Genomic DNA, 25869 nt, shown 5'->3' on the forward strand with positions numbered 1-25869 from the left:
CAAATACCATGTCAATAAAAAACATAAGATTAGAAGTAATGCAGTTTTTAGAGAAAAACGTAGATACTTTTGTAGATCAATTTTTAATACCTGTCGAGAAAATCTGGCAGCCAACCGACTTTTTACCTAATTCTCAAGAAGATACTTTTTTTGAAGAAGTAAGAGAATTGCGTGAAATTGCTAAAGATTTACCATACGATTTTTGGGTTACTCTTGTAGGTGATACTATTACTGAAGAAGCGTTGCCAACTTACGAATCGTGGTTGATGGATGTCGAAGGAATTAATCAGATAGAAAACGGAGGCAATGGATGGTCAAAATGGATCAGACAATGGACCGGAGAAGAAAATCGCCACGGAGATTTGTTGAACAAATATTTGTATTTGTCAGGTCGTGTAAACATGCGTGAAGTTGAAATTACTACCCAGCATTTAATTAATGATGGTTTTGATATCGGAACGGGATCAGACCCGTACAAAAACTTTGTATACACTAGTTTTCAAGAATTAGCTACTTATGTATCGCACAACCGTGTGTCGCAAATTGCCAAAAATTATGGCGATAAAAAATTAGCGAAAATGTGTAAAATGATTGCTGGAGACGAAATGCGTCATCATCATGCTTACAGTGAATTTGTAACTCGTATTTTTCAAGTAGATGCTAGCGAAATGATGTTGGCTTTTCAATACATGATGAAACAAAAAATCGTTATGCCAGCTCACTTTTTAAGAGAATCGGGTCAAAAAATAAGCACGGCTTTCGAGCAATTTTCTGATTCAGCACAGCGAATTGGTGTGTATACTGCTGCAGATTATGTGGATATTATGCAGAAATTAATTGACAAATGGCAAATTGATAAAATAACAGGTTTAACTGATGAAGCCGAAAAAGCACGTGATTACTTGATGAAGTTGCCAGCTAGAATGACGAGAATTTCAGAAAGAATTGTTATTCCGCAAGAAGGACATATTTTTAAATGGGTGGAGCCAGCACGACTGTAAATCTTTGAGTTTATAAGATGCGCTAGTGCAACTCATTGCAGATTAAATTCCACTTAAAATAATATAAAAGCATTCGTTGATTGTCGAAGTTCGAAACACTTTGACAATCAACTTTTTTTTAAAATGAAAACCAATGGATACAACAAGATTAATTACCAAAACGATCGCTTTTGTAAAAGAACAATTAAAAGGAGCTGAAGGCGGACACGATTGGTTTCACATACAAAGAGTGTATAAAAACGCACTAGTAATCGCTTCCAGTGAAGATTGTAATAAAATGATTGTACAATTGGGCGCTTTGTTGCACGATATTGCGGATAGTAAATTTCATGACGGAGACGAAACGATTGGGCCCAAAAAGGCACGTTTGTTTTTAGAATCGGAAGGTGTAAACGAGGAAACAATTACTCACGTCATTCAAATCATTGAAAACATCTCGTTTAAAGGCGGGAATTTCGAAAGAAAATTTAATTCTATCGAATTGGCCGTAGTACAAGATGCGGATCGTTTAGACGCCATTGGAGCCATCGGAATTGCAAGAGCATTCAATTATGGTGGATTTAAAAATAGAGTGCTACACGATCCCGAAATCGCACCAAATACTGCGATGAGTAAAGAAGAATATAAAAAAGCAAGTTCACCAACAATTAATCACTTTTATGAAAAGTTACTGCTGTTAAAAGACCAAATGAATACCGAAAAAGGTAAAGAAATCGCTGCCGAAAGACATCGTTTTATGGAAAGCTTTCTTTCGCAATTTTATGCGGAGTGGGATGGAGCGAAATAAGATCAATTTAAGTGTTTGGATCTACTACATGAAGTAATCACTAAAGGAATGCCTATTTGCGGAGTACTTTCAAACTGAATGGAACACTATTCTCTAAACTATTCCTTTCTCAATCATTTCCAGCATTACGGGAGAAGCGTTTTTAAAAGTAGGTGCTTGGTCAATAATGCTTCCTGCGTTTTTCTTATTTACCTTAAAGGTCAAATCGTTTTGGGTCGTAAATAATAAAGCGGTTAAAAACGGGTTTTTGACATACGAGCTTAAGATGATAAAAGCTTCATCAATCGTATGAAAGCTCTCGATTTCTTCCATTTTATATTTAGATGTAAAAGCTAAATTATAAGTCTTATCGTCTACAATATTCAGTCGAACGTAAATGTTTTTTAAGTCAGTATCGCCAATAGTTTTGGCAAATGTTAGTTTAGCAAAAGTTCCTGCTAGAATACTTTCTTTTACTTTTTCGTAGAATTCAACAAATATCGGTTGGTATAACATAGTGAGTAAGATTTTAAAGGGGTAAAATTACGGTTTGTAAATTAAAAATGTGGAGCATTACTTCAATTTGATCGCATATTTTTCAAAATAAAATAATTTGTTTCTCTTAAAATCACTTTTCGAAATATTTCAGAAATATATAAAATTAAAAAGTCCGTCAGAATTATTTTCTCGACAGACTTTTTATTTGGACAGCTACTAAAATTTCGAAAAGAAATGTAGAGCGCGTGTATAATTTTATTTTAAATGATCAAGCATGTCTTTGGTCATTGCTGCTAAATCGTATTTGTGTTCCCAGTTCCAGTCTGCTCTCGCTTCGCGGTCGTCAATGCTCGCTGGCCAACTATCTGCAATTTTCTGACGGAAATCAGGCTCATATGTAATTGTAAATTCTGGAATGTGTTTTTTAATTTCATTTGCAATTTCGGTCGGCGTAAAACTCATTGCGGCCAAATTGTAGGATGAATGAATTTTAATCTGATCTTTAGGCGCTTTCATAATGTTAATGGTTGCATTGATCGCATCTTCCATATACATCATTGGCATTTTTGTTTCTGAAGAAAGAAAACATTCGTAGGTTTTGTCTTCGATCGCTTTATGAAAAATGTCTACTGCATAATCGGTTGTTCCTCCTCCAGGAGGACTAGACCAGCTAATTAATCCAGGATAGCGAATGCTTCTCACATCGACACCATAAATGTTATGGTAGTATTCGCACCATCTTTCGCCAGCCTGTTTGCTAATTCCGTAAACGGTGGATGGCTCCATAATAGTATATTGCGGGGTGTTTTCTTTTGGAGTTGTCGGACCAAAAACAGCGATACTCGAAGGCCAAAATACTTTTTTTATTTTTCCTGCTTTGGCTAAATTCAAAACATGAAAAAGCGAATTCATATTTAAATCCCATGCAAATGCTGGATTTTTTTCGGCGGTTGCAGACAATAAAGCGGCCATCAAATACACATCAGTAATTTGATGTTCTTCTACTAAATGTTCAATTTGATTGAAATCTAAGGCATTAACAACTTCAAATGGTCCAGAATTTACTACATCAACATTCAGTTTCCGAATATCAGATGCAATTACATTGTCCGTTCCGTAAATTTTACGTAATTTTTGAGTAAGCTCAGTGCCAATTTGGCCGCAGGCGCCTATGATTAATATCTTCGGATTCATTTGAATGAAATTTAAGCAGCAAATATAACGATTACGTAAACATATTGGTTTTTTATGACACATAATTTATTTATCACCTAAAAAAAGTAAGTGTTTTTGTGAATTTTGTATTTTAAAAGTAAATATTTTCTGCAAAAAGACAATTTAGAACAGCTTATTAAAAATGTAAAATTACTTCGTAACTTTGTGGCTTAATGTCGAAACCTATGAATTATAGAGGAGTCTGTCTGCTTGCTTTACTTTTGGTGCTAAATTCTTGTCAAAATCAAGATGAAAAGCGTGCAGCCGAAAATAAAAAAGAAGCCAAGCGCAAAGAAGTTATTTTTGATAATATCAATAAAAGCTGGACTTTTTATAACGAGCCAATCAATGAAGTTGCAGAAGAAAATGCTTCGTCTTGGTCCGAATGGCGTTTGTTTTTGAATGAATTGGGCGGAAAACCTCAAAAGACAATTGGAGCTTTTCAAAAAAAATCAACAGCAATTGCAAAAAAAGCAGATGCGTTGACCGAAAACATTCCAGAGCAATTTAATATTCCCGCCATAAAAAGCCGTATTTCTGTTTTGGTAACCAAAATAAAAATGATGGATTTATTCATCCATTTAGATAAAATTCCAGATGAAAAAGTAACATTCTTAATTGGTGACATCAATAAAGAATTGGTTTCGCTGCAACGACAAATGGATAAAATTGTAATAGTCAATACAATTCCGCAAGAAGAAGGAGAGTCCGAGTTAATGAAAATGCTAAAAGACACTGTTCGTGCCATTCCAAATGATCCACTAATAGACCAAAATAGACCGAGAATTGAGTAAATCTGCCTTATATACGACCTACGATAAAGCCCCGAAAACGGCGCAAATAGCTACTTTGTTAAAAGAGCAGCCGGAACTAAAATTGCATTTGAATGGCTTGCTGGGTTCTGCATTGTCTTTACAAATTCGATCGTTGTTTCTTAAAACGGAACTGCCTTTTCTAATTGTTCTTCAAAATAAAGAAGAAGCAGCTTATTACTTAAATGATCTCGAGCAAATTATAGGCGAAGATAATGTGTTGTTTTATCCCGCATCCTATCGACGTCCGTACCAAATTGAAGAAACAGACAATGCCAATGTATTACTACGAGCTGAAGTTTTAAACCGAATTAATTCGCGTAAAAAACCAGCTGTAATTGTAACCTATCCCGAAGCGCTTTCTGAAAAAGTAGTGACCCGCAAGGAATTGGATAAAAACACACTGAAAGTTTCGGTGGGTGATAAAATTTCGATCGACTTTATTAATGAAGTGTTGTTTGAATACGAATTTAAAAGGGTTGATTTTATAACCGAACCTGGAGAATTTTCAGTACGAGGTGGAATTGTCGATGTTTTTTCTTTTTCGAATGATAATCCGTACCGAATCGAATTTTTCGGAAATGAGGTAGAGTCGATCCGTGCTTTTGATGTAGAAACGCAATTGTCGGTTGAAACAAAAAAGAAGATTGCGATTATTCCGAATGTTGAGAATAAATTACTGCAAGAAAGCAGAGAAAGTTTTTTGAATTACATTTCGGCTCAAACGGTTATTTTTATTCAAAATACGGATGATTTTTTATCGCAACTGGACCGATTGTTTGTTCGTGCCGAAGAAGCTTTTTCGAAATTAAATGGCGAAATCAAGCAAGCAAGTCCAGAGCAATTGTTTATCAATCAATCTGCGTTTATTAAAAAAGCATTGGATTTTTCGGTAGTCGAGTTGGCCGCGAAACCAATTTTCAGAACGACCAAAACGTTCGAATTTCATTTTCAACCACAGCCTTCGTTTAATAAGCAATTTGATTTGTTACTCAATAATTTGAGCGACAATCATTTTAATGGATACAAAAATTATTTGTTGTGTTCCAATGAAAATCAGGCCAAGCGCTTTCATGATATTTTTGCCACTTTGGATGAAGCCAATTCTGAAAACATTAGAAAACAGTACCACACCGTCGTTTTGCCTTTGTATCAAGGATTTATTGACGAAGAAAATCAGATTACGTGTTATACGGACCATCAAATTTTTGAGCGATATCATAAATTCAACATCAAAAACGGCTATTCAAAAAAGCAAAATATTACTTTAAAGGAACTGACTTCGTTGGCTGTTGGCGATTACGTAACGCACATCGATCACGGAATTGGTCGCTTTGGCGGCTTGCAAAAAATACAGGTCGAAGGCAAAACGCAAGAAGCGATAAAGTTGGTATATGCCGATAATGATATCGTTTATGTGAGCATACATTCGCTGCATAAAATATCCAAATACAACGGAAAAGACGGAACGCCACCTAAAATTTATAAACTAGGTTCAAATGCTTGGAAGGTTTTAAAACAAAAAACCAAGGCGAGAGTCAAACATATTGCGTTCAATTTAATACAATTGTACGCCAAACGCAGATTAGACAAAGGATTTCAATTTGCACCAGACAGTTACTTGCAAAATGAGTTAGAAAGTTCCTTTATCTATGAAGATACGCCCGACCAGACCAAATCGACTGCCGAAGTAAAAGCCGATATGGAAAGCGATCGACCAATGGACCGTTTGGTTTGTGGTGACGTTGGTTTTGGTAAAACCGAAGTGGCGATTCGTGCTGCCTTTAAAGCAGTGGATAACAGCAAACAAGTAGCAGTTTTGGTACCAACTACGATTTTGGCGTACCAACATTTTAGAACATTTTCAGAACGGTTGAAAGATATGCCAGTGACTATTGGTTATTTGAATCGTTTTAGAACTGCCAAACAAAAAGCTGAAACGCTGAAAGATTTAGCTGATGGTAAATTGGATATTTTGATAGGAACCCATCAATTAGTGAGTAAGAATGTAGTCTTTAAAGATTTAGGACTGTTGATTGTCGATGAAGAACAAAAGTTCGGAGTCAATGTTAAAGACAAACTGAAAACGATAGCCGCCAATGTGGATACGTTAACGTTAACCGCAACTCCAATTCCTAGAACGTTGCAGTTTTCATTGATGGCTGCCCGCGATTTATCGGTAATTACAACGCCGCCACCCAATCGTTATCCGATAGAGACGAATGTGGTTGGTTTTAGTGAAGAGGTAATTCGGGATGCGATTTCGTATGAAATACAAAGAAACGGTCAAGTGTATTTCATTAATAATCGAATTGAAAATATTAAAGAAGTGGCTGGAATGATTCAGCGTTTGGTTCCCGATGCCAAAGTCGGCATTGGTCACGGACAGATGGACGGTAAGAAACTCGAAGAATTAATGTTGGCTTTTATGAATGGTGAATTTGATGTTCTGGTAGCTACAACTATTATCGAAAGTGGTTTAGATGTACCAAATGCGAATACGATTTTCATTAACAACGCCAATAATTTCGGATTGTCTGACTTGCACCAAATGCGTGGTCGAGTAGGAAGAAGTAATAAAAAGGCATTTTGTTATTTTATTTGTCCGCCGTATTCGGTTATGACCGAAGAAGCACGCAAACGTATTCAGGCATTAGAGCAATTTAGCGAATTGGGAAGCGGATTTAATATTGCCATGAAAGATTTAGAAATTCGTGGTGCGGGTGATTTGTTGGGTGGTGAACAAAGTGGCTTTATTAATGAAATTGGTTTTGATACCTACCAAAAAATCATGAATGAAGCTTTAGACGAATTAAAAGAAAACGAGTTTAAAGATTTGTATCCGGAAGAGAATAATATTGACACCAAAAAATACGTCAAAGACCTGCAATTTGATACTGATTTTGAATTGCTATTTCCAGATGAATATATCAATAGTGTGACTGAGCGTTTGATGCTGTACAATGAATTAGGTGCTATTAAAGACGAAGTAGGACTGAAAGCATACGAACAAAAACTAATAGACCGTTTTGGTCCGCTACCCAAAGAAGCGGTTTCCTTACTGAATAGTATTCGCATCAAATGGATTGCCATCCGAATGGGAATCGAAAAAGTAGTGATGAAGCAAGGCAAATTGATTTGTTATTTCGTATCCGATCAACAATCTGCTTATTATCAGTCGGCCCGATTTAAAGAGGTCCTTGCTTTTATTCAAAAACATGCCAATATTTGTAAAATGAAAGAAAAACAAACGGTAAATGGTTTGCGATTGTTGTTGACTTTTGATCATGTAAAATCGATTAATAAAGCGTTGCAGCAAATGCAGTTGTTTGAAGAATAATACAACAGAGAAAAGCCCAACTTTAGAGTTAAAGTTGGGCTTTTTTTATGATGTGGAATTTAGCTTTTACAAATCAAATTTAATTCCTTGAGCAAAAGGCAAACTCGTGGTGTAATTAATTAGGCGCATATTACAGACTTGCTTTGATGAAAATTCTTTTAAGAATTCCGTTTTTTTCAACACCTTGAACAGATAGTTTGAATTGTTTGTTTGTGTCATGAAAAACTTTGCAATGTATGAGTTTTATGTGTCCTAAATATAGATCTTCTTTAAAAACTTTTACTGCTTTGTTGTCAAAAGAATTGGTTGGTTCTAATTCATACCTTAAAGCATCTCCTGTTGAAATCTTATCTGAAGGAATCTTTGCTTCTGATAAGTTTGTAATCTCAGTTACAAAAGATAATTCTTCCACTGCATTAAAATTTGCTAGAAATTCAAAATTATCTGTTGGTAAAAGGCCTTGAGTAAAGGCTAACATGTAATACTTGTCTTCTTTTTTCTTTTGATCAATATTCCAAAAATTATAAAAATCTTGTAAATCAGGTCTTTCACTACGCATTAATCTTTGTCCGAAAATTTCTATAACATTTTCAGTGTAAATTTTTGCAGTATCAGGAAAACCTTCATAATGAACAAAACCTAATTTTTGAGCAACTTCAACTCCTTTTTGATTGTATTGAAAGCGAATTCCTTCTGATGTACTTTTTTTGATTGTACCAACAGAAATTCGGCTCATTCCTTTACCTGGTCTCCAGATAAGATGGATGTTTCCAATTGCTTTCATAGATATTGAGTTAATTTTTCAATGCGTAAAGTTACCAATTTATACATCAATTGTTTTCTTGTTTCTGATAATTTAAATTTAATTAGATCATTTGGGATGTTTTCATCAATGTTTTTAATTATTTCTTTAATTGATTCGGAATTATAGACTTTTTTGATTCTAATTATGATTTTTTTAGTCTCATTAGGATATTGATCTAGGAGTAATTCAATAAGTTCAAAATGTTTTCTTTTTTTTAAGTGTCCTTGCCAATGAATTTCGGATTCTCCTTTACGGACGTATGCTTCAATCATTTGAGAATCATTTACCATTTTTAAAACCTTTTCATCAGTATGTTCTCTTCCAAGACAACAGCCACTATCGTAAATGGGAGCGAAATTGTGTGTTATTTTTGACTTAAAAGGGATGTCCACGTTATTTAATATCTCATTGAAATCATGATTATCATCTGAAAAATAACGGCGAATAGTTCGTCGAAGCTTTCGATATAAACCTCTTTTTTTAATTCTGGGAAGACCTTGTTCTATATGTTTATCTTCTATAATTAATTTATGAGTTGTTATTATTCCCCAGTTTTCTTGGTGCCTATCTGAATTTCCTATTACACAATCAAAAACGATAATTTCTATTATATTTTCTATATAGTTTTTTAATGAAAAGCTTTCTAAAGCATCGCATATAAATTGAAAGGTGTATTTTTTCTTATCTAAATCAGGATTATATTTAGAATTAAATCCAGTTAAATATGTCTTACCTTCTGTTAATTTGTTCTGTGAACCAAACACCATTGATTTTGAAATACAGCCAATCTCCTGTTTGTGATTACTGTCATAAGCTATGTTATAATCTAACATTGGAAAACCTAAATACTGCCCGATTTTAGAGGAAATGATTTCTGACCAAAATTCTGTTGGATATCTAATCTCTCTTAAAGCGGTTTCTTTTGATCCTTTAAAAAAGTATTCTTCGTTATTGTCAGGGTTTAATGTAATATATTTACTTCTTGTGCCCCCAGTACTATAATGGATATTTTTATGCCATTCGGAAATATTAGTAAATTGAGTTGTTGATTTAATCATGCCATAAATTTAGAAAAAAAACAATGTGTTCCAATCTTCTAGAATTTTTTTTAATCTAAAACTTACAAATCAAATTTAATTCCTTGTGCTAAAGGCAAACTCGTGGTGTAATTAATAGTATTGGTTTGACGTCGCATGTATACTTTCCAGGCATCAGAACCGGATTCTCTACCGCCGCCGGTTTCTTTTTCGCCGCCAAAAGCACCACCAATTTCTGCTCCCGACGTTCCGATATTTACATTGGCAATTCCACAATCTGAACCAACTACTGAAAGGAAATGCTCTGCTTCACGTAAATTGTTGGTCATGATTGCCGAAGATAAACCTTGACCGACTCCATTTTGAATTGCAATCGCATTGTCAATCTCTCCAGTATATTTTAAAAGGTATAAGATAGGAGCAAATGTTTCGTGTTGCACAATAGCAAAAGAGTTGTCAGCTTCTGCAATCGCTGGCTTTACATAACAACCGCTTTCAAAACCTTTACCGGTAAGTAAACCGCCTTCCACGACTAACTTTCCGCCTTCTGCTACTACTTTTGAAAGTGCTATGGCATACATTTCTACGGCATGTTTGTCGATAACGGGTCCAACGTGATTGTTTTCGTCTAAAGGATTTCCGATGCGGAGTTGTTTGTAAGCGGTAACCAAAGCTTCTTTTACTTTGTCATACATGCTTTCGTGAATGATTAAGCGGCGTGTTGAGGTACAACGTTGTCCTGCAGTTCCTACAGCGCCGAAAACAGCACCAATTACAGTCATTTTAATATCGGCATCGGGTGTTACAATTATGGCGTTGTTTCCGCCTAATTCTAATAAAGATCTTCCCAAACGTCCCGCAACAGCTTGCGCTACAATTTTACCCATTCGAGTAGATCCTGTAGCCGAAATTAACGGAATTCGGGTGTCGTTGGTCAGTAATTCTCCAATTTTGTGGTCGCCCGTAAGTAATCCTGAAATTCCTTCGGGCAAATTATTTTCTTTTAAAACTTGGGCAATAATGTTTTGACAGGCGATGCCGCACAACGGTGTTTTTTCAGACGGTTTCCAGACACATACGTCACCACAGATCCAAGCCAATGTTGTGTTCCATGCCCAAACTGCAACGGGGAAGTTAAAAGCTGAAATAATACCAACAATGCCTAGCGAATGGTATTGTTCGTACATGCGGTGTCCAGGACGTTCTGAGTGCATGGTCAGACCGTGCAACTGTCGCGACAATCCAACGGCAAAATCGCAAATGTCGATCATCTCTTGAACTTCGCCATAGCCTTCTTGCAACGATTTTCCCATTTCATACGAAACGAGTTTGCCTAATGCTTGTTTGTTTTGACGTAATTTTTCGCCAAACTGACGTACAATTTCGCCACGCTGTGGTGCGGGCATCAATCGGAACGTTTGAAAAGCGTCGGTCGCTGCCGCTAACACTTTTTGATAATCGGCCTCGGTGCTGGTTTTTACCGAAGCAATAAGCTGCCCATCTACAGGAGAATAACTAGGAAGAATTGCTCCGGAAGAGAAATGGTGGTTTCCTGTTGAAGTTCCTTCGTTTATAGGTTGAATGCCCAATTGATCGAGCGCTTCTTTAATTCCGAATTGTTCTGAGATTGTTGTCATTGTAACTTTTTTTGGTTAAAATGTTATATTTTATGTAAATATACAATTCCAAGTTGAATTGCAAAAGGTGCTTATTTGAGGATTGTTTTGTAAAGTTAGTGCAATTCAAACGAAGACGTTATTTTTGTACTCTCGAATTATTTTAAAAGAAGTTCTTATGAAAAATATACTACGTTTAGTTTTGGTGTTTTGTGTAACGACTACTTTTTGTTGGTCGCAAGAAAGTCAAAAACCCGCATTTCAATTGGTTCCGTTGGGCGTAAGAGGAGGTATTGACGAATCTAATTTGTCGTCGTATTTACTGGCGCCAATTAATAGTAGTGATTTTATTTGTTTGGATGCAGGAACGGTTTATGCCGGAATTGAAAAAGCGATAGCCAACAAAGTTTTTGATGTTCCTGCTTTTGAAGTATTGCAAAATTACATTAAAGGCTATTTGATTTCGCACGCACATTTGGATCATGTTTCGGGATTAATTATTACGTCTCCCGCAGATGCTTCCAAAACAGTATATGCTACAAAAGACTGTATGCAAATGATGCAAAATCATTATTTTAATGGAGAAACGTGGGCTAATTTTGGTGATGAAGGGCCGGGGTTTCAGATAAAGAAATACCATTTTCAAACTTTACCTTTGCAGAAGGAAATAGAATTGACTAATACCACGATGACCGTACAAGCGTTTAAACTGAGTCACGTAAATCCGTTTGAAAGCACCGCCTTTTTAGTGCGAAATGATCAGGATTATGTGTTGTATTTGGGCGATACAGGACCAGATTTAGTAGAGAAAAGTAGCGATTTGAAGGAATTGTGGCAAGCGGTTGCACCTTTGATAAAAACTAAGCAACTGCGAGCGATTTGTATCGAAACGTCTTTTCCGAATGAGCAATCAGATCAATCGTTGTTTGGGCATTTAACCCCAAAATGGCTGATGTACGAAATGAATGAATTGCGCAAACTAACAAGCAAAAAAGACATGAAAGGACTCAAGTTAATTATCACGCACTTGAAGCCACCAACAGAATCTATGGAAAAGATAAAAGAACAATTGAAAGCGGAAAATGTGTTGGAGCTTGATTTGATTTTTCCGGAGCAAGGAAAGAGAATGGAGTTATAAAAAAAATATCAGATTGCAACCGAATCCCTAGCCCTGATAGCAGCGGCATCCTTTTGTCCCGATTTTTTTCGGGACAAAAGATATAGCGGATAGCAGGAACAGCTTCTAATTAAACTATTTTTTGGCTACGAATCTTGGATCAGTTTCCATAACTGTTCCGCATTTATCGCACGTTCGCAGCTGTTCTGAATTGTAAAAATGTTCAAAATGAGGCAAGAAATCTTTTTCGATGTCTTTCGGTTCAAAAAACACTTCGTATAATTTATGATTGCAATTGTCGCAATGCCAAAGTAAACCGTCAGTGTGTCCTTTGTCGGCACGTTTGCGCTCGATCACTAAACCAATGGAACCTGCGGAACGAACGGGAGAATGCGGAATTTTACCAGGATGCAAATACATATCGCCAGCATTCAGTTGCATTTCTTTGCGCTCCCCATTTTCTTGAATAATTACCGTAATACTACCTTCAAGCTGGTAAAATAATTCTTCGGTTTCATTGTAGTGGTAGTCTTTTCGGGCATTTGGACCGGCAACAACCATGACAATAAAATCATCAGATTCGGTATATAAGTTTTTATTGCCAACAGGTGGTTTTAATAGATCACGGTTTTCATTTAACCAGTTGTTGAGGTTGAAGGGTTTTGCAATTGCCATTTGTGTAGTGCTTAGTTAATTGGCTAATTTAGGAAAAAGTTTTTGTATAGGTTGAGGTTTATCTGTTTACTGAAAATAATAGATACTACTATTTTAATTCTTTAATCAAGTAAATATAAACAGCAAAGTGGTCGCTAAAACCAACTTCGGTGGCCGAATGCCGCAACGGATATCCTTTGTACGCTCCGCTTTGTTGAATCAAGTAAGTGGGGCTGTAAATGCCAGCTTTCCAGAATTGGTACGAAGAGAATTCTTTTTGTAACAAGGATTCCGTAAATATAATTTGATCAAAAATATCCCATGAATCCCGAAAAGCGATGGTTCCTAAACCTTTATTGGCTTTATTTTCGAAAGGATTGAAGAGGCCAAATTCGGGAACTTCTTGTTTGTTTGCTTTGGCTTGCAGCGCATTTTTGATGCTTTTGTTAAAGGGAGAATCGTTCATGTCGCCCATGGTTATTATTTTGGCTTTGGGATTAATACCTTGTAAGGAATCGATTATTTTTCGGTTTAAAAGACCTGCGGCTTCGCGATACGGACTGGATCTTTTTTCGCCGCCGGAGCGCGAAGGCCAATGATTGACGATGAGGTGAATTTCTTCGTTTTCTAAAAAACCACTAATTAGCAATTGATCTCGTGTGAAAATTCGGGTTGCTTTTTCATTTATAACTTCAGTTAGATCTTCGTCTGATTCTTTATCTTTTTCTATCGCTTTTAGAGGTTGCTCTTTTTTATAGAGAAGCAATGGAATTGCGCTAAAAGTAATAGGACGAAAGGATTTTTTTTGATACAACAACGCAACATCAATACCACGATTATCAGGAGAATCAAAGTGGATGATGCCGTAATCGAATTTTTTTAATTTGGGTTGTCGAATGAGATCTTCCAGAACCATTCTGTTTTCTATTTCTGCTCCGCCAATAAATGTGGGCGCATTGGGATTGTCGGAATTCCCGATTTCGGATAGTACCCGAGCTAGATTGATCAATTTTTGATTGTACTTTTCAGAGGTCCAATTTTGCGCTCCTTTTGGCGTCCATTCGTCATCAAATTTTGTGGGATCATTAATGGTGTCAAAAAGGTTTTCGAAATTGTAAAACGCAACGGTGTGAATGTTGAATTTTTTTTCTTGTGCCTGCAAACAAGAGGAAAGCAAAAGCAGTACTATTTTAATTCTTATTGGGATACGCATAACTTTAAATTAAGAAACTTCTTATAAAATCAAAAGTAGTAAAATCTGTTTTGGCAACAGCGTTTATTTTTGAAATTGCTATCTTTGTTACCATTACGTACTCAAACTATTTATATAGAATTTTAATTCAGTGAAAAACTCTCTTAATTTATCGGCATTTACTTTAAATCAAAACAAACTATTTTTTGGTTTTTGCCTGTTTTTAATAGGTGCTGCCCTTCAAGCTCAAACCCAACATATTATGATTACACCTGCTTATTTACAAAAAGGCGATACAGTTGCTTTGGTTGCAACCGCGAGGAAAAATATAGATAATAATTTGCAACCCACTCGCGATTTATTGCACAGTTGGGGATTGGAAGTTGTGATTGGTTCGACCATTGGTTTAGATAAAAATCAGTTGGCAGGAACCGATGAGCAACGCGCTGATGATTTTCAGAAGCAAATGGACAATCCAAATATTAAAGCTATTTGGTGCGTCCGTGGAGGTTACGGAACAGTTAAAATGTTAGAATTATTAGATTTCAGCAAATTCAAGCAATCGCCAAAATGGGTCGTTGGATTTAGTGATGTGACGGTTTTGCACAATCATTTGAATACCATGGGCTATAAATCGATTCATGGTATTATGCCAGTTACTATTCCGAGAGCTACTCCAGATGCGGTGAGTTCAATGCACAAAGCACTTTTTGGTGAGCCGTTGTCATACAAAATTGGACCAGATTCTAAAAATCGTATGGGTAAAGGTAGTGGTGAAATTGTAGGTGGTAATTTGTCTATTCTATATAGTTTATTAGGCTCTCCGTCTGCAATTGACTGTCACGATAAAATTTTGTTTATCGAAGATCTAGATGAGTATTTGTATCACATTGATCGAATGATGATGAATTTGAAGCGAAACGGTTGCCTCGAAAATTTAAAAGGAATTGTAGTAGGATCAATGACGCGTATGAATGACAATGAGATTCCGTGGGGCAAAGATGCTTTGCAGATTGTCGAAGAAATAACAAAGCCTTATAATATTCCGATTATTTTTAATTTTCCAGCGGGACATATCCGCGATAATCGTGCATTAATTATGGGAAATAAAGCAACTATCGAGGTAACACCGCGAGGAAGTACGTTGATTTTTGAATAATTGAGTTACTGATGGCTGATCATAACGAATTAGGAAAACTAGGAGAGCAAATTGCGGTCGATTTTCTGCTTGAAAATGACTATACCATTTTAGAACGCAATTGGCGTTTTCAGAAAGCGGAGATTGATGTTTTGGCAGTCAAAGAAAATATTTTGGCGGTTGTAGAAGTAAAGACGCGCTCGACGCTTGATTATGGTTTGCCTCAAGATTTTGTCAATTCTAAAAAGATACAGTTGCTTGTTCGAGCTGTAAATTCCTACATATCCGATAGGGAAATAGATTATGAAATTCGTTTTGATATTATTGCGATTCATAAAACCCTTGAATCTACTGTGATTGAACACCTTGAAGACGCCTTCTTTTACTTTTAACAATTTTTCTCATTGTTATATTTGTAACAAATTGTTTTTTATTTTATATTTGTAAAGATTTATAACAAATCAATGCTGCTTAGCCAAGCCATTACACAACCTAAAAAAGTAAAAAATCATGAAAACTGTTTCTTCAATTGTAGAAAACTACATTAAAACTAAACCCTTTTTATTGAATGCCTTATCACTTGGAATTATTAATTTGACTTCGTTGTCACGGAATATTATGACCGAGTTAGAAAGTGAATTTGGTAAAGAAGTAAAGCAAGGTGCTGTCGTAATGTCTTTGAAAAGATTAACAGAAGAATTGGATTTTAAACTGAATCACAAGATTAATAAAGTGATTAAAAATATTGGTGAAATCACCGTTCGATCTGAACTGACTGATTATACTTTTGCAGCATCAGAAACAGTATTAAACAAACAAGCCGATTTGATTTCAGACATCAATGTATTATCTGATATTTTTTATACGTCCTCTCGCGGGGTAAACGAAACCAATATTGTAGTCAGTAGCAGTATAAACAATTTGGTGGAGAAGCATTTTTCGAGTGAAAAACTAATTCAGAAATTGGATAATTTGGCCTCGATTACGGTTAAATTACCAAAAGAAAATATCGTAGTGCCTGGAATTTATTATTTTATTTTTCAGCGTTTGGCTTGGGAAGGAATAATCATTAACGAGGTAATTTCGACTTCAAATGAATTTACTATTTTAGTGAGCGAAGAGCAAGTAGATGTTGCTTTTAAAGTGATCAAAGACTTAAAAAACTAAAAGAAGATTATTTTTTGATTTGAAGAATAATAAAAATCTCAAGTATGTAAATTAAAGTAATAAATATTTATTTGCGAAGTCTAAATTTGAAAGCAATAAGACTTTTAAGACATTAAAAAAGCCTGTTCAAACTAATGAACAGGCTTTTTTATATCAGATTAAGAACCGTCTTAAACCGTATGCTTCGGATTGAAACCATCTTCGCTTAATTCGGTGTGCTCATAATCGGCAACCATTTCAGCTTCGTAATCAACTTTTTCTCGTTTAGAGAATTTGTGAATGATCTTCTCCATAATTTCATAAATTACAGGAACGATGATTAACGTTAAGAACAATGACGAAATTAATCCACCAATAATTACCCAAGCCAAACCATTTTTCCATTCTGCTCCAGCTCCAGAGGCTAAGGCAATTGGTAACATACCAAATACCATGGCAATCGTAGTCATTAAAATTGGACGCAAACGAGCGTGATTCGCTTGAATTAGCGCTGTTCTAATAGATTCTCCTTCTGCTCTTCGTTGGTTGGTGTAATCGACCAGCATGATCGCATTCTTACACACCAGACCAATTAACATGATGATACCAAGAATTGTAAATATATTTAATGTATTGTTAGTCAAAGCTAAGGCCAATAATGCTCCAATAAATGAAAGCGGAATAGCAAACAATACTACAAACGGGTGTACAAAACTATCGTATAAACCAACCATTACTAGATAAACCAAGATAATTGCAGCCAACAAAGCAATTCCTAAAGTACCAAAACCTTCACTTTGGTTTTCTTGATCACCACCCCAGATGTAATTTACTCCAACTGGTTTGTCTAGTTTGTCTATTTTTTCTTGCCATTGAGAAACAACGGTACCAGTAGCAACCCCTACGTTTTGCCCTTTTACAGTTACCGAAGCCGATTTGTCTCTACGCTCTAATTGGCTAGGACCTGAACCTTCAGTAATTGTCGCGAATTGAGATAATTTGATTTGTTGTCCCGCATTATTAATGAAAACTAAATTATTTACATCGTCGATACTTTTTCTATCAAAAGCGTTGTACTTGATGTTGATGTCATACTCGTATTCACCTGCTCTAAACTTTCCATCAGTGTTACCACTATAGGCCGTTTGCATAGTCATACCCACGGTTTGGAGACTCAAACCTAACGCAGCCATTTTATCTCGGTCTACTTGTACGTTTACTTCTGGGTTTCCATCTTCTACCGTAAGTTTAATTTCTGTTGTACCTGGAATAGAACGCAACTCAGCTTCTGCTAGTTTAGCAAATTTCATGGCTTCTGCAGTAGAAGGTCCCGTTACAATTAACCCAAGAGTAGCATCTTCGGCCGTTCCTAAAATACCAACAGGAACCGTTTTTACTTTGGCACCTACCAACTCTTTTTCTAGTTCACGCTTTATTTTTGCAGCATAAACCGAAGCATCGTCCGTACGTTCAGATTGGTCAATCATTTTTACATTGATTTCTGCTTTGTAGGCAGTCGCTTGTGCAGCTCCCATACCTTCAGAAGTTTGACCTACAATTGTAATTTGACTTTGCACGTATTCTTGTGCTTTCAAAAAGGCTTCTGCTTTTTGAGTCATAAAGTTGGTTTGTTCTAGAGAAGCATCTTTGGGTAGTTCTATTTGAACTAAAAACTCTCCACTATCTGATTTTGCAAAAAACTCTCCACCAATAAAGCCACCACCTAACAAACTAAAAATTGTTCCGAAGAATAATACAAGGACAACTAATATCGTTTTGATGTAGTGATCTAAACACCAAGTTAACAAGTGAGAAACCCAGTTGGTAAAACGAGTTAATTGCTTTTCAAAACCAAGAATTATTCTTCCAAAAAGATTTTTACCTTCAATATGTTCTAGTTTTCCAAAACGAGAAGACAACCACGGAATAATGGTAAAAGACACTAATAAAGAAAGTAATGTAGAGATAATTACTACGACGCAAAACTGTGTAATGATGTTAGATACCAAACCAGAGCTCATTGCGATTGGTAAAAATACCACGACAATTACTAAGGTAATAGACGTTACTGTTCCTCCAATTTCTGCAGCACCATCATAGGCGGCACGAACACGGCTTTTACCCATTTCCATGTGCCTGTAAATGTTTTCTAGTACCACAATCGCATCATCGACCAAAATACCTACCACTAATGACAATCCTAATAAACTCATTAAGTTTAAGGTATAGCCTAAAAGATAAATTCCGATAAAAGTAGCTACAAGAGAAGCGGGAATCGAAACCATTACAATCAACGAGTTACGAATACTGTGCAAGAAAAATAGCATCACAAAAGCAACTAAGATTACAGCGATTAGTAAATCGTGAATTACAGAGTCAGCGGCTTCTAACGTATATATTGTACTGTCTTTTGCAATTTTTAAGTGCAAGCCAGTACTCGCATAATCGGTCTCTAAACTTTTGATACTTTTAATCAATTCTTCACTTACGGCTACCGCATTGGCATCCGATTGTTTAATGACTTGCAAGATAATCGCACTTTTTTGATCTACTCTCGAAATTTTCTCCGCAATTTTCTCCGAGTCTTGTACGTCTGCAATGTCGCCTAAACGAATTTGTACGCCTCCTTTTGAAGAAACTACTAAATTTCTTAATTCAGCTACATTTTTGTATTTTCCAGCCAAACGAATCAAGATTTTTTGATCACGAGTTTGAATGTTTCCTGTTGGAAAATCTAAGTTTGAGCTTAAAATATTTTGTTGTACTTCTGGAATAGAGAGTCCGTATCCTTGCATTTTTACGGCATCAAGATTAACCTGAATTTCACGTTCTTGACCACCAATAATATCAATTTGTGCCACACCAGAAACACGCGATAAAACGGGAGCTACTTTTTTGTCGATCAAATCGTAAAAAGTCGCTTCGTCCATTTTTGCATTTGCTCCAATAGTCATAATTGGTAAATCACTCAGCGAGAATTTACTCAATGAAGGCGTTTTGGCATCATCGGGTAAGTCGCTAATAATGGCGTTTATTTTACGCTGCGCATCGTTCATCGACACATCAACGTTGGCATTAGAAGTTAAAGAAATGGAGACAACCGATAAACTTTCGTACGATTTAGAATCAATTTTTTTAATGTTCTCTAGAGATGCAATCGCATCTTCCATTTTTTTGGTAATTGTATTTTCAACCTCACTTGGAGAAGCTCCAGGATAAATGGTCGAAATTGTAATTACGTTTTGTTCAAATTTCGGAATCAGTTCATAGCCCAGTTGGCTATAACTAAAGAGTCCACCAAGTGTCAAAATTGTAAATAATACAATTATAATCGACGGACGTTTTATGGATATTTCGGCTAATTTCATTTTTTTCTTTTAAATAGTGATGAGCGAGTATGGAATAGTACGTAGTAATTAGCGTATGGTATTCAACAGAAGTTTATTCTGTAGCGAATTACTAAGATTTAATTACTAGGCACTTGAATTGCTTTTATTTAATAATCTCTACTGCGTTACCATCTTGCAAGTTAATTTGTCCAGTAACAATCACGATGTCACCATCAGACAATCCATCGACAATTTCGACTTGATCTCCTAAGATTCTTCCAGCAGTTACTTTTTTCAATTTAGCAATACCATTTTCTACCACAAAAATTTGATTGCTACTCACACTACCTACAAAAGCATTTCTAGGTACAACTTTTAATTCTTGTTTTTGGTGTGAACCAAAACTAGCCGTTCCGTACATTCCTGCTTTTAAACTGTTATCAGAGTTGTTTGCAATTTCGATTTCCACTGGAAAATTTAATGTTTCATCTGCTTTAGAAGCAATAAATGTGATGGTGCCAGAAAATGTTTTGTCAGGGAACACACTTGATGAAACCGTTACTTTATTTCCTTTTTTCAAACTAGCTACTTGGTTTTCATTTACATTCACGTTCAGTTTTAATTTTGAAACATTTACAATGTCGAATAAAGGTGTAGCAGGCATACCTGTCAAAATAGAACCAGGTTCAATGTATTTTTTGTTGATGAATCCTTTAATAGGCGCTTTTAAATGTGTATCACCTACATTGATGTTGGCCTGTGTAAGATTGGCTTGTGCATTCGTTAAACCTAATTTTGCTTGATCCAGTTGTTGTTTGGTTACACCGCCTGTTTTAAAAGCATTTTCGTAGCGAGAATAATCAGATTTTGCATTGTCGTATGCTGCTTTAGCAGTTTGTGCGTTTACATTAATCACGTCACTTCGAACAATTACTAACGTTTGTCCTACGTTTACGTAATCACCTTCTTTTGCCAAAACGCGAATTACTTTTCCTGATTTTTCTGCAGAGAAAGTCAGTTCTTGAATAGGTTCAAAATTTCCGTTGGCTACAAAATCTAATGAAACGCCTTCGGTTTTAACTGTAGCAGTTTTTACAGAAACCGATGCGTTTTTTATGGCTACAATATCTGTTTTTGCTTTATTCTCTGCTTTGTTTTTCGTAAGTACGTAACCAATTACACCTAAGGAAGCAACGATTGCGATTATTATAAGTATTGTCTTTTTCATTTTAGTTATTTATTAATGTTTTAAGTTCTCCTTGTGATTTAATTAGCGCAATTTCAGCTAGTTTGTATTCTAATAAAGCAGTAGTGTAATTATTTTGAGCCGCTATCAATTCGTTTTCGGCATCCAATAGATCAGTTAATGAAGCCAATCCTTGAACGTAATTGTTGTTGGTGTTGGTCAAAACTTCTTGTGCTAATTGTGCATTTTCTTTTTGATTATTAATCGAAATTAAACTGTTTTCGATTTGAGTTTTAGCATTGTCGTATTCAAAATCCAAAGCCAATTTGGTATCTTCCAAATCTACTTTTATAGATTCCAATTTATTTTCAGCCTGACGAACTCTGGCACGAGTTCCAAATCCGGTAAAAATAGGAACGTGTAAATTTAATCCAATAGCCGCGAAATCAGACCAGTAAACGCCGTCTGAAGGTTTTTTAAACCAAGGCATTTCTGGACCTTGTCCAATATAGTTGTAGCTTCCAGATAAGGAAAGTGTTGGGTAGTAAGCCGCTTCCACTGATTTTTTCTGGAATTCTAAAAGTTGCTCGTTCTTTTTCATCAACAAATATTCTGATCGATTAGCTGTGTTGGGTCTTTCCGAAAGTACGTTGGCACTCACTTCGAACTCGGTTTCGGGAATCGTAATTTCAGTTTCAATTGGCATTCCCATCAAAAACTTCAACGCGTTTTCCTGTAGCGCAACTGCATTTAAAGTTTGCTGGCGTTGCGTAGTAATGTTTGAAAGACGAACGCTAGTACGGTCTAAATCAATTTTTTTAGCCAATCCATTATCAAATTGTCCTTGAATAATGTCTTTTATTTTGTTGGTGTTTTTTAAATTATTATCTAAAACACTCAATTTTTCGCGGGTAACATACACTTGGTAATACGCATTAGCTACTTTTTCAATCACTTGCTCTTCCGTTAATTGCGCATTGATCTGATAAAATTCTTTGGTAGATTTTGCAGCTTTCAATCCGATAAAAACCGATTGGTCATACAGTGCTTGATTAAGAGAAAGACCTGCGACAGAACTCCATTTTTGACCAAAAGCAGCTTGAATTGTAGTTCCTGGAGCACCAAAACCTGAACCATCAATAACCGTGGTTTGAATGACAGGATTGTAAGTTAAACTTCCGTTGGCTGAAATTTGTGGTAAAGCGCGAGCACGAATTTCCTGAATTTGATAGTCGCTATTTTCTACTTGTAATTTTGCTTTTTTAGCGTCGGATTTATTTTCTAACGCATAATTTATCGCTTCTTTAAGCGTTAGCGTTTTAGGGTTTTGTGCTTGCAGCGTAAAGGCAAACGCAAAGACTAAAAGAGACATTATTGTTTTCATAAATTGATTTGTTGAAATATATTGTGTAATTGTTTTTCTAATTCTTCGACTCCTTTAGTCGTGGCCATAGCTCTTGTGTGATATTCTAATGCTTCGAGTTCTATTTTACGAGCTTCAATTTCAGAACTGGTGTTTTCATTGATGTTAAAAATTAAGATGTAATAAAAACGAACGTAATAGTCAATGTTGATGTCTGAGCGGTATAATCCTTGATTTATTCCTTTAGTAATATTTTCATAAAAGCAGGATTTACATTCGTCAATTTCTACCCTTAAAACGTTTTGATAAATCTCTGGATAATGCTTCTTTAGCTGATAAATTGGAGAACTATCTGACGATTTAAACATTTCTTTAAACATCTTTCTAATCTCAAAATTTTCCCTAATCGCATTATGATTGTTGGAAACAATGGTGTCAATTACAAAGTGAACCTGTTCGTGAACCAGTGCGGTACTTTGCTCGATCAATTTTTCTTTGTTGCAGAAATACTTGTATATCGTCTTCTTTGAAATACACATTTCTCCTGCAATATCATCCATAGTGACACTTTTGAATCCTAATTTTAAAAATAGTTCACTAGCTTTTTCTATGATTTTTTCTTTCATACAGATAGAGTTTATTTTTTTTCTCGGTGTTGTTTGTAACCTTTTATGTCTAGCAAATCGATTGTCTATTAATAGGCCATTTTTTTATAAGACCCTTAAAACTAAAGAAGGAAACTATTTTAGTTTACCTAGTTTTCTGTTTTTTCATGAATTAGATACTAAATTCGAAATTGGCAATGAATTGAATGTCTTTTCCAATCGCAAATCCGTTATTGGTGCTCATGTTACTATTCATTAGACCAAAGTCTTGACGATTGATGTTTCCTGTAATTTCAAAAGCAACTTTTTTATTGCCATTGTAGGTATCCGAATCAATGTACTCAGCTTGTAATTCTACTACTCGCGTCACATCTTTGATAGTAAGGTTCCCCTTAAAGAAGTTGATATTTTTATTTATTTTTTGAAAAGAAGTCGATTCAAAACTCAACACAGGCACTTCGTCATTGTTGAATAGATCCAACAATTGCATGTAGTTTTTAGCCGATTCTCTACGATTTGTCTTTAGACTATTGCCCATTGAAAAGGCAACAGAAGCATCTTCGACTTCATTACCGTCAAAATCTACATAACCTGCAAAAGTATTCGAGTTTCCAGCCAAATAACCAATCGTGTTGTGTCTACTTTGTAGTAAAACGTCTGATTGTGCTGGGTTTATTTTCCATTTGGTCTTCATAAACAACTAATTTAGTATTGGTATCTAGTAGTTTGTGCGTTTATTCACAAAAAACAACGGTGCAAAGATAGAAAGGAAACTATAAACACCAATAAAGTTTCCAATGTTTTTTCTAAATTTTTTTATTTTGTTGTTATTGCCTTTTTTCAATACTTGATCTTCATTCGAAGAAGAGTGCTAAACAGCAACATTTGATGTCGTTTTATTGTGATGGTAGTTGTATATTTGAATCCAAAAAAATCTCCAGTTTAATTATGTACGCAATTACGGACTATCAATCCTTTTTTATAGAATATTTAAAAAAGCAATCCATTACCAAAGAGCCTCAAAACTTATACATGCCAATTGATTATATTTTACATCTTGGCGGAAAACGCATGCGTCCTGTTTTGACGTTAATGGCCGCAGAAATTTTTGATGTTTCTTATGTAGAAGCACTTCCAGCAGCGATGGCAGTAGAGGTTTTTCATAATTTTTCTTTAGTGCATGATGACATTATGGATGCCGCTCCGTTGCGACGTGGACAAGTAACGGTTCATGAAAAATGGGATTTAAACACCGGTATTCTTTCTGGAGATGCCATGCTAATCTTGGCTTACCAGTACTTTGAACAATACGAACCGGTAATCTTTAGAGATCTTGCAAAACTATTTAGTAAAACGGCATTAGAGGTTTGCGAAGGACAACAATTAGACGTTGACTTTGAAGTTCGTGATGATGTTACGATCCCCGAGTATTTACAGATGATTCAATATAAAACGGCTGTTTTAGTGGCAGCAGCTTTAAAAATGGGAGCAATTGTAGCAGATACTACTAAGGAAAACGCTGATTTAATTTATGAATTCGGTCTGAATTTAGGTTTAGCTTTTCAGTTGCAAGACGATTATTTAGATGCATTTGGTGATCCAGAAACTTTTGGCAAGCAAGTGGGAGGAGATATTATTGAAAATAAAAAGACCTATTTGTATCTTAAAGCCATGCAGTTTTCTAGCGAGAGTCAAAAAGTGCAATTGAAAGGATTTTTTGGAGTACAATTGGACAATAGTGAGGAAAAGATAGAAGCCGTAAAAGAAATTTTTAATGAATCTGGTGCTTCAAAAATGACTCAGGAAGCTATTGAAGTATATACTTTGAAAGCTTTTGAAACATTGAAAAAAATGACAATCGCCGAAGAAAAGAAAGCCATTTTGGTGACTTTTGGAAAAAATTTAATGAAACGTAAAGTGTAACGCTGAAGGTATGATGTTTGTAGCGCCCCAAAATACCGATCTTTTATTCCAAGAAGCCGAAAAGCTTGCTTTGTATTTAAGCTTAGTAGAACAACTCAACAAGGATTTTAATTTAGCTAACGAGGGAATTGATTTTCCGTTGAGTATAGCTCCAGACGAATTAAAAATTCAGTTGCACGAAAAGGTGTATCGAATGATTCAGTATAAATTTGCCGAATACTTAAATTTGCTCTACATTATAGATGTTTCCGAAGCTGAAATTAAAAAACTGGACGGTTCAGACTTAGTTGTGCTTGCTGAGCAAGTTGCTTTTTTAATTTTAAAAAGAGAATGGCAAAAAGTGTGGTTTAGAAATCATTATAAGTAGGTTTTTTTTGAGAAAGCCTCGAATTTTTTGAGTTGTAGTTTTTGATTCAAATGATTTCTGCTTCGCAATATTTTCTAAGATACTTTGACTCGAAAAAAAGTACAGTTTAAATCTTCCACGCTTTCGATCTTTTAAGTTCTATGTTTTACTTAAAAATATACCCTAACAAAAGGCATAAAAGGTTCGGCGTAGATACTTTTGTCTTTATTGTATAGAACGTCGTAACGAACGCCTACAGTTATGTTTTGAGTTCTATAACCTGCTCCTAAATATAAAGCGGTGTTCCAATATTTGTCAGATAAATTTCCGCCCTCTAACTCGTAAGTAGTATTAAATCTAGTTTCTTCTAATTCAGCAGAAAGTTGCACTTGTGGTATCGGATTGACTAATCCTATAATACTTCCTCCATAATAAAGAGAGTTATAGTAATCGGTATTTACATAGCCGAACAATAAACTAGCGCCCGCCGATACAATTGGATTGATATTGTAAATCGCACTGGGTGAGACCGTAATGTCGGTGTATCCAGAGCCGATATTAAGGCCGAGGCCACCTCCAAATTGCACTTTATCCCAAAAATTAGGACCTTGATTTATGGCCGGATTGTTTTGTTGCGCAATCGTTGTATCTGAAAATAATAGAAAAACGATGCAAAAAAGATTTATGAAAACGATTGAGCTTTGAGTATTCTTCATAACAAGATGGTTTTTAACAAATTTTTACGTAAAAGTAAGTAAAAAAGAGATTTAAATAATTTGT

23 protein-coding genes are annotated in these 25869 nt (G+C 35.5%); 10 read left to right on the plus strand and 13 right to left on the minus strand.

Annotated features, from left to right (window positions below):
* The first annotated feature begins 8 nt into the window (after window positions 1-8).
* Together ACRASX_RS05585 and ACRASX_RS05590 are read left to right on the plus strand one after the other, a co-directional pair.
* Window positions 9-1001, plus strand: coding sequence for an acyl-ACP desaturase (locus ACRASX_RS05585; protein WP_432222701.1), 993 nt, complete (start codon window positions 9-11; stop codon window positions 999-1001).
* Between the two features lie 133 nt (window positions 1002-1134).
* Complete coding sequence (locus ACRASX_RS05590) at window positions 1135-1788, plus strand: HD domain-containing protein (protein WP_066312442.1); 654 nt, start codon at window positions 1135-1137, stop codon at window positions 1786-1788.
* Window positions 1789-1881: 93 nt separating this feature from the next.
* On the opposite strand, the gene ACRASX_RS05595 is transcribed toward ACRASX_RS05590, so the two are convergent.
* Together ACRASX_RS05595 and ACRASX_RS05600 are read right to left on the minus strand one after the other, a co-directional pair.
* A complete protein-coding gene (locus ACRASX_RS05595) occupies window positions 1882-2283 on the minus strand; it encodes a hypothetical protein (RefSeq protein WP_066312444.1) in 402 nt (133 codons plus the stop codon).
* A 237-nt stretch (window positions 2284-2520) separates the two neighbouring features.
* Window positions 2521-3459: an L-threonine 3-dehydrogenase gene (locus ACRASX_RS05600; RefSeq protein WP_432222702.1), complete on the minus strand. Its 939-nt coding sequence runs from the start codon at window positions 3457-3459 to the stop codon at window positions 2521-2523.
* Window positions 3460-3665: 206 nt separating this feature from the next.
* Between ACRASX_RS05600 and ACRASX_RS05605 the strand changes: the two genes are divergently transcribed.
* Together ACRASX_RS05605 and mfd are read left to right on the plus strand one after the other, a co-directional pair.
* Entirely contained in the window at window positions 3666-4274 is a 609-nt protein-coding gene (locus tag ACRASX_RS05605; RefSeq protein WP_066312449.1) for a hypothetical protein, read from the plus strand.
* Window positions 4267-7632 carry a transcription-repair coupling factor gene (mfd, locus tag ACRASX_RS05610; protein ID WP_432222703.1) on the plus strand — a complete coding sequence of 1122 codons (3366 nt, stop codon included), beginning with the start codon at window positions 4267-4269 and terminating at the stop codon, window positions 7630-7632. The genes ACRASX_RS05605 and mfd overlap by 8 nt, the downstream gene beginning before the upstream one ends.
* A 130-nt stretch (window positions 7633-7762) precedes the next feature.
* Here mfd and ACRASX_RS05615 read toward each other — a convergent pair whose 3' ends face one another.
* From ACRASX_RS05615 to amaB, 3 genes are all read right to left on the minus strand, one after another.
* Window positions 7763-8416: a hypothetical protein gene (locus ACRASX_RS05615; RefSeq protein WP_432222704.1), complete on the minus strand. Its 654-nt coding sequence runs from the start codon at window positions 8414-8416 to the stop codon at window positions 7763-7765.
* Window positions 8413-9495: a hypothetical protein gene (locus tag ACRASX_RS05620; protein ID WP_432222705.1), complete on the minus strand. Its 1083-nt coding sequence runs from the start codon at window positions 9493-9495 to the stop codon at window positions 8413-8415. Before ACRASX_RS05620 ends, ACRASX_RS05615 begins: the two co-directional genes overlap by 4 nt.
* A 62-nt stretch (window positions 9496-9557) precedes the next feature.
* Window positions 9558-11111 (minus strand): L-piperidine-6-carboxylate dehydrogenase, encoded by a 1554-nt coding sequence (gene amaB / locus ACRASX_RS05625; protein ID WP_432222706.1) that lies wholly within the window; start codon window positions 11109-11111, stop codon window positions 9558-9560.
* A 157-nt stretch (window positions 11112-11268) separates the two neighbouring features.
* Between amaB and ACRASX_RS05630 the strand changes: the two genes are divergently transcribed.
* The gene (locus ACRASX_RS05630) at window positions 11269-12228 is read left to right on the plus strand and encodes an MBL fold metallo-hydrolase (protein WP_432222707.1); all 960 of its coding nucleotides are present in this window, start codon (window positions 11269-11271) and stop codon (window positions 12226-12228) included.
* A gap of 114 nt (window positions 12229-12342) precedes the next feature.
* Here ACRASX_RS05630 and ACRASX_RS05635 read toward each other — a convergent pair whose 3' ends face one another.
* Both ACRASX_RS05635 and ACRASX_RS05640 read right to left on the minus strand, forming a co-directional pair.
* Window positions 12343-12882 (minus strand): 3-hydroxyanthranilate 3,4-dioxygenase, encoded by a 540-nt coding sequence (locus tag ACRASX_RS05635; protein ID WP_432222708.1) that lies wholly within the window; start codon window positions 12880-12882, stop codon window positions 12343-12345.
* Between the two features lie 88 nt (window positions 12883-12970).
* Window positions 12971-14074, minus strand: a complete 1104-nt coding sequence (locus ACRASX_RS05640) for an endonuclease/exonuclease/phosphatase family protein (RefSeq protein WP_432222709.1) — start codon at window positions 14072-14074, stop codon at window positions 12971-12973.
* Between the two features lie 241 nt (window positions 14075-14315).
* Here ACRASX_RS05640 and ACRASX_RS05645 point away from each other — a divergent pair, with 241 nt between their 5' ends.
* The 3 genes from ACRASX_RS05645 to ACRASX_RS05655 all read left to right on the plus strand — a co-directional run bounded on the left by ACRASX_RS05645 (window position 14316) and on the right by ACRASX_RS05655 (window position 16358).
* Window positions 14316-15212 carry a S66 peptidase family protein gene (locus tag ACRASX_RS05645; protein ID WP_432222710.1) on the plus strand — a complete coding sequence of 299 codons (897 nt, stop codon included), beginning with the start codon at window positions 14316-14318 and terminating at the stop codon, window positions 15210-15212.
* An 11-nt stretch (window positions 15213-15223) separates the two neighbouring features.
* Complete coding sequence (locus ACRASX_RS05650) at window positions 15224-15583, plus strand: YraN family protein (protein WP_066312462.1); 360 nt, start codon at window positions 15224-15226, stop codon at window positions 15581-15583.
* A gap of 118 nt (window positions 15584-15701) precedes the next feature.
* Window positions 15702-16358 (plus strand): aspartate kinase, encoded by a 657-nt coding sequence (locus ACRASX_RS05655; protein ID WP_432222711.1) that lies wholly within the window; start codon window positions 15702-15704, stop codon window positions 16356-16358.
* Window positions 16359-16528: 170 nt separating this feature from the next.
* Here the strand turns inward: ACRASX_RS05655 and ACRASX_RS05660 are convergent, their stop codons facing one another.
* The 5 genes from ACRASX_RS05660 to ACRASX_RS05680 form a co-directional block, all read right to left on the minus strand.
* Entirely contained in the window at window positions 16529-19705 is a 3177-nt protein-coding gene (locus tag ACRASX_RS05660) for an efflux RND transporter permease subunit (protein WP_432222712.1), read from the minus strand.
* Between the two features lie 124 nt (window positions 19706-19829).
* The gene (locus tag ACRASX_RS05665) at window positions 19830-20894 is read right to left on the minus strand and encodes an efflux RND transporter periplasmic adaptor subunit (RefSeq protein WP_066312476.1); all 1065 of its coding nucleotides are present in this window, start codon (window positions 20892-20894) and stop codon (window positions 19830-19832) included.
* 1 nt (window position 20895) lies between these two features.
* Entirely contained in the window at window positions 20896-22236 is a 1341-nt protein-coding gene (locus tag ACRASX_RS05670) for a TolC family protein (protein WP_432222713.1), read from the minus strand.
* A complete protein-coding gene (locus ACRASX_RS05675) occupies window positions 22233-22841 on the minus strand; it encodes a TetR/AcrR family transcriptional regulator (protein WP_066312480.1) in 609 nt (202 codons plus the stop codon). The genes ACRASX_RS05670 and ACRASX_RS05675 overlap by 4 nt, the downstream gene beginning before the upstream one ends.
* 151 nt (window positions 22842-22992) lie before the next feature.
* Window positions 22993-23514 (minus strand): YceI family protein, encoded by a 522-nt coding sequence (locus ACRASX_RS05680; protein WP_066312483.1) that lies wholly within the window; start codon window positions 23512-23514, stop codon window positions 22993-22995.
* A 254-nt stretch (window positions 23515-23768) separates the two neighbouring features.
* Here ACRASX_RS05680 and ACRASX_RS05685 point away from each other — a divergent pair, with 254 nt between their 5' ends.
* Entirely contained in the window at window positions 23769-24743 is a 975-nt protein-coding gene (locus ACRASX_RS05685) for a polyprenyl synthetase family protein (protein WP_432222714.1), read from the plus strand.
* Between the two features lie 13 nt (window positions 24744-24756).
* Window positions 24757-25110: a hypothetical protein gene (locus ACRASX_RS05690; RefSeq protein WP_432223070.1), complete on the plus strand. Its 354-nt coding sequence runs from the start codon at window positions 24757-24759 to the stop codon at window positions 25108-25110.
* Between the two features lie 149 nt (window positions 25111-25259).
* On the opposite strand, the gene ACRASX_RS05695 is transcribed toward ACRASX_RS05690, so the two are convergent.
* The gene (locus ACRASX_RS05695; protein ID WP_432222715.1) at window positions 25260-25805 is read right to left on the minus strand and encodes a hypothetical protein; all 546 of its coding nucleotides are present in this window, start codon (window positions 25803-25805) and stop codon (window positions 25260-25262) included.
* Window positions 25806-25869: the final 64 nt, after the last annotated feature.

This window comes from Flavobacterium sp. TMP13 (assembly GCF_050847115.1).
In the GTDB taxonomy this organism is placed as follows: domain Bacteria; phylum Bacteroidota; class Bacteroidia; order Flavobacteriales; family Flavobacteriaceae; genus Flavobacterium.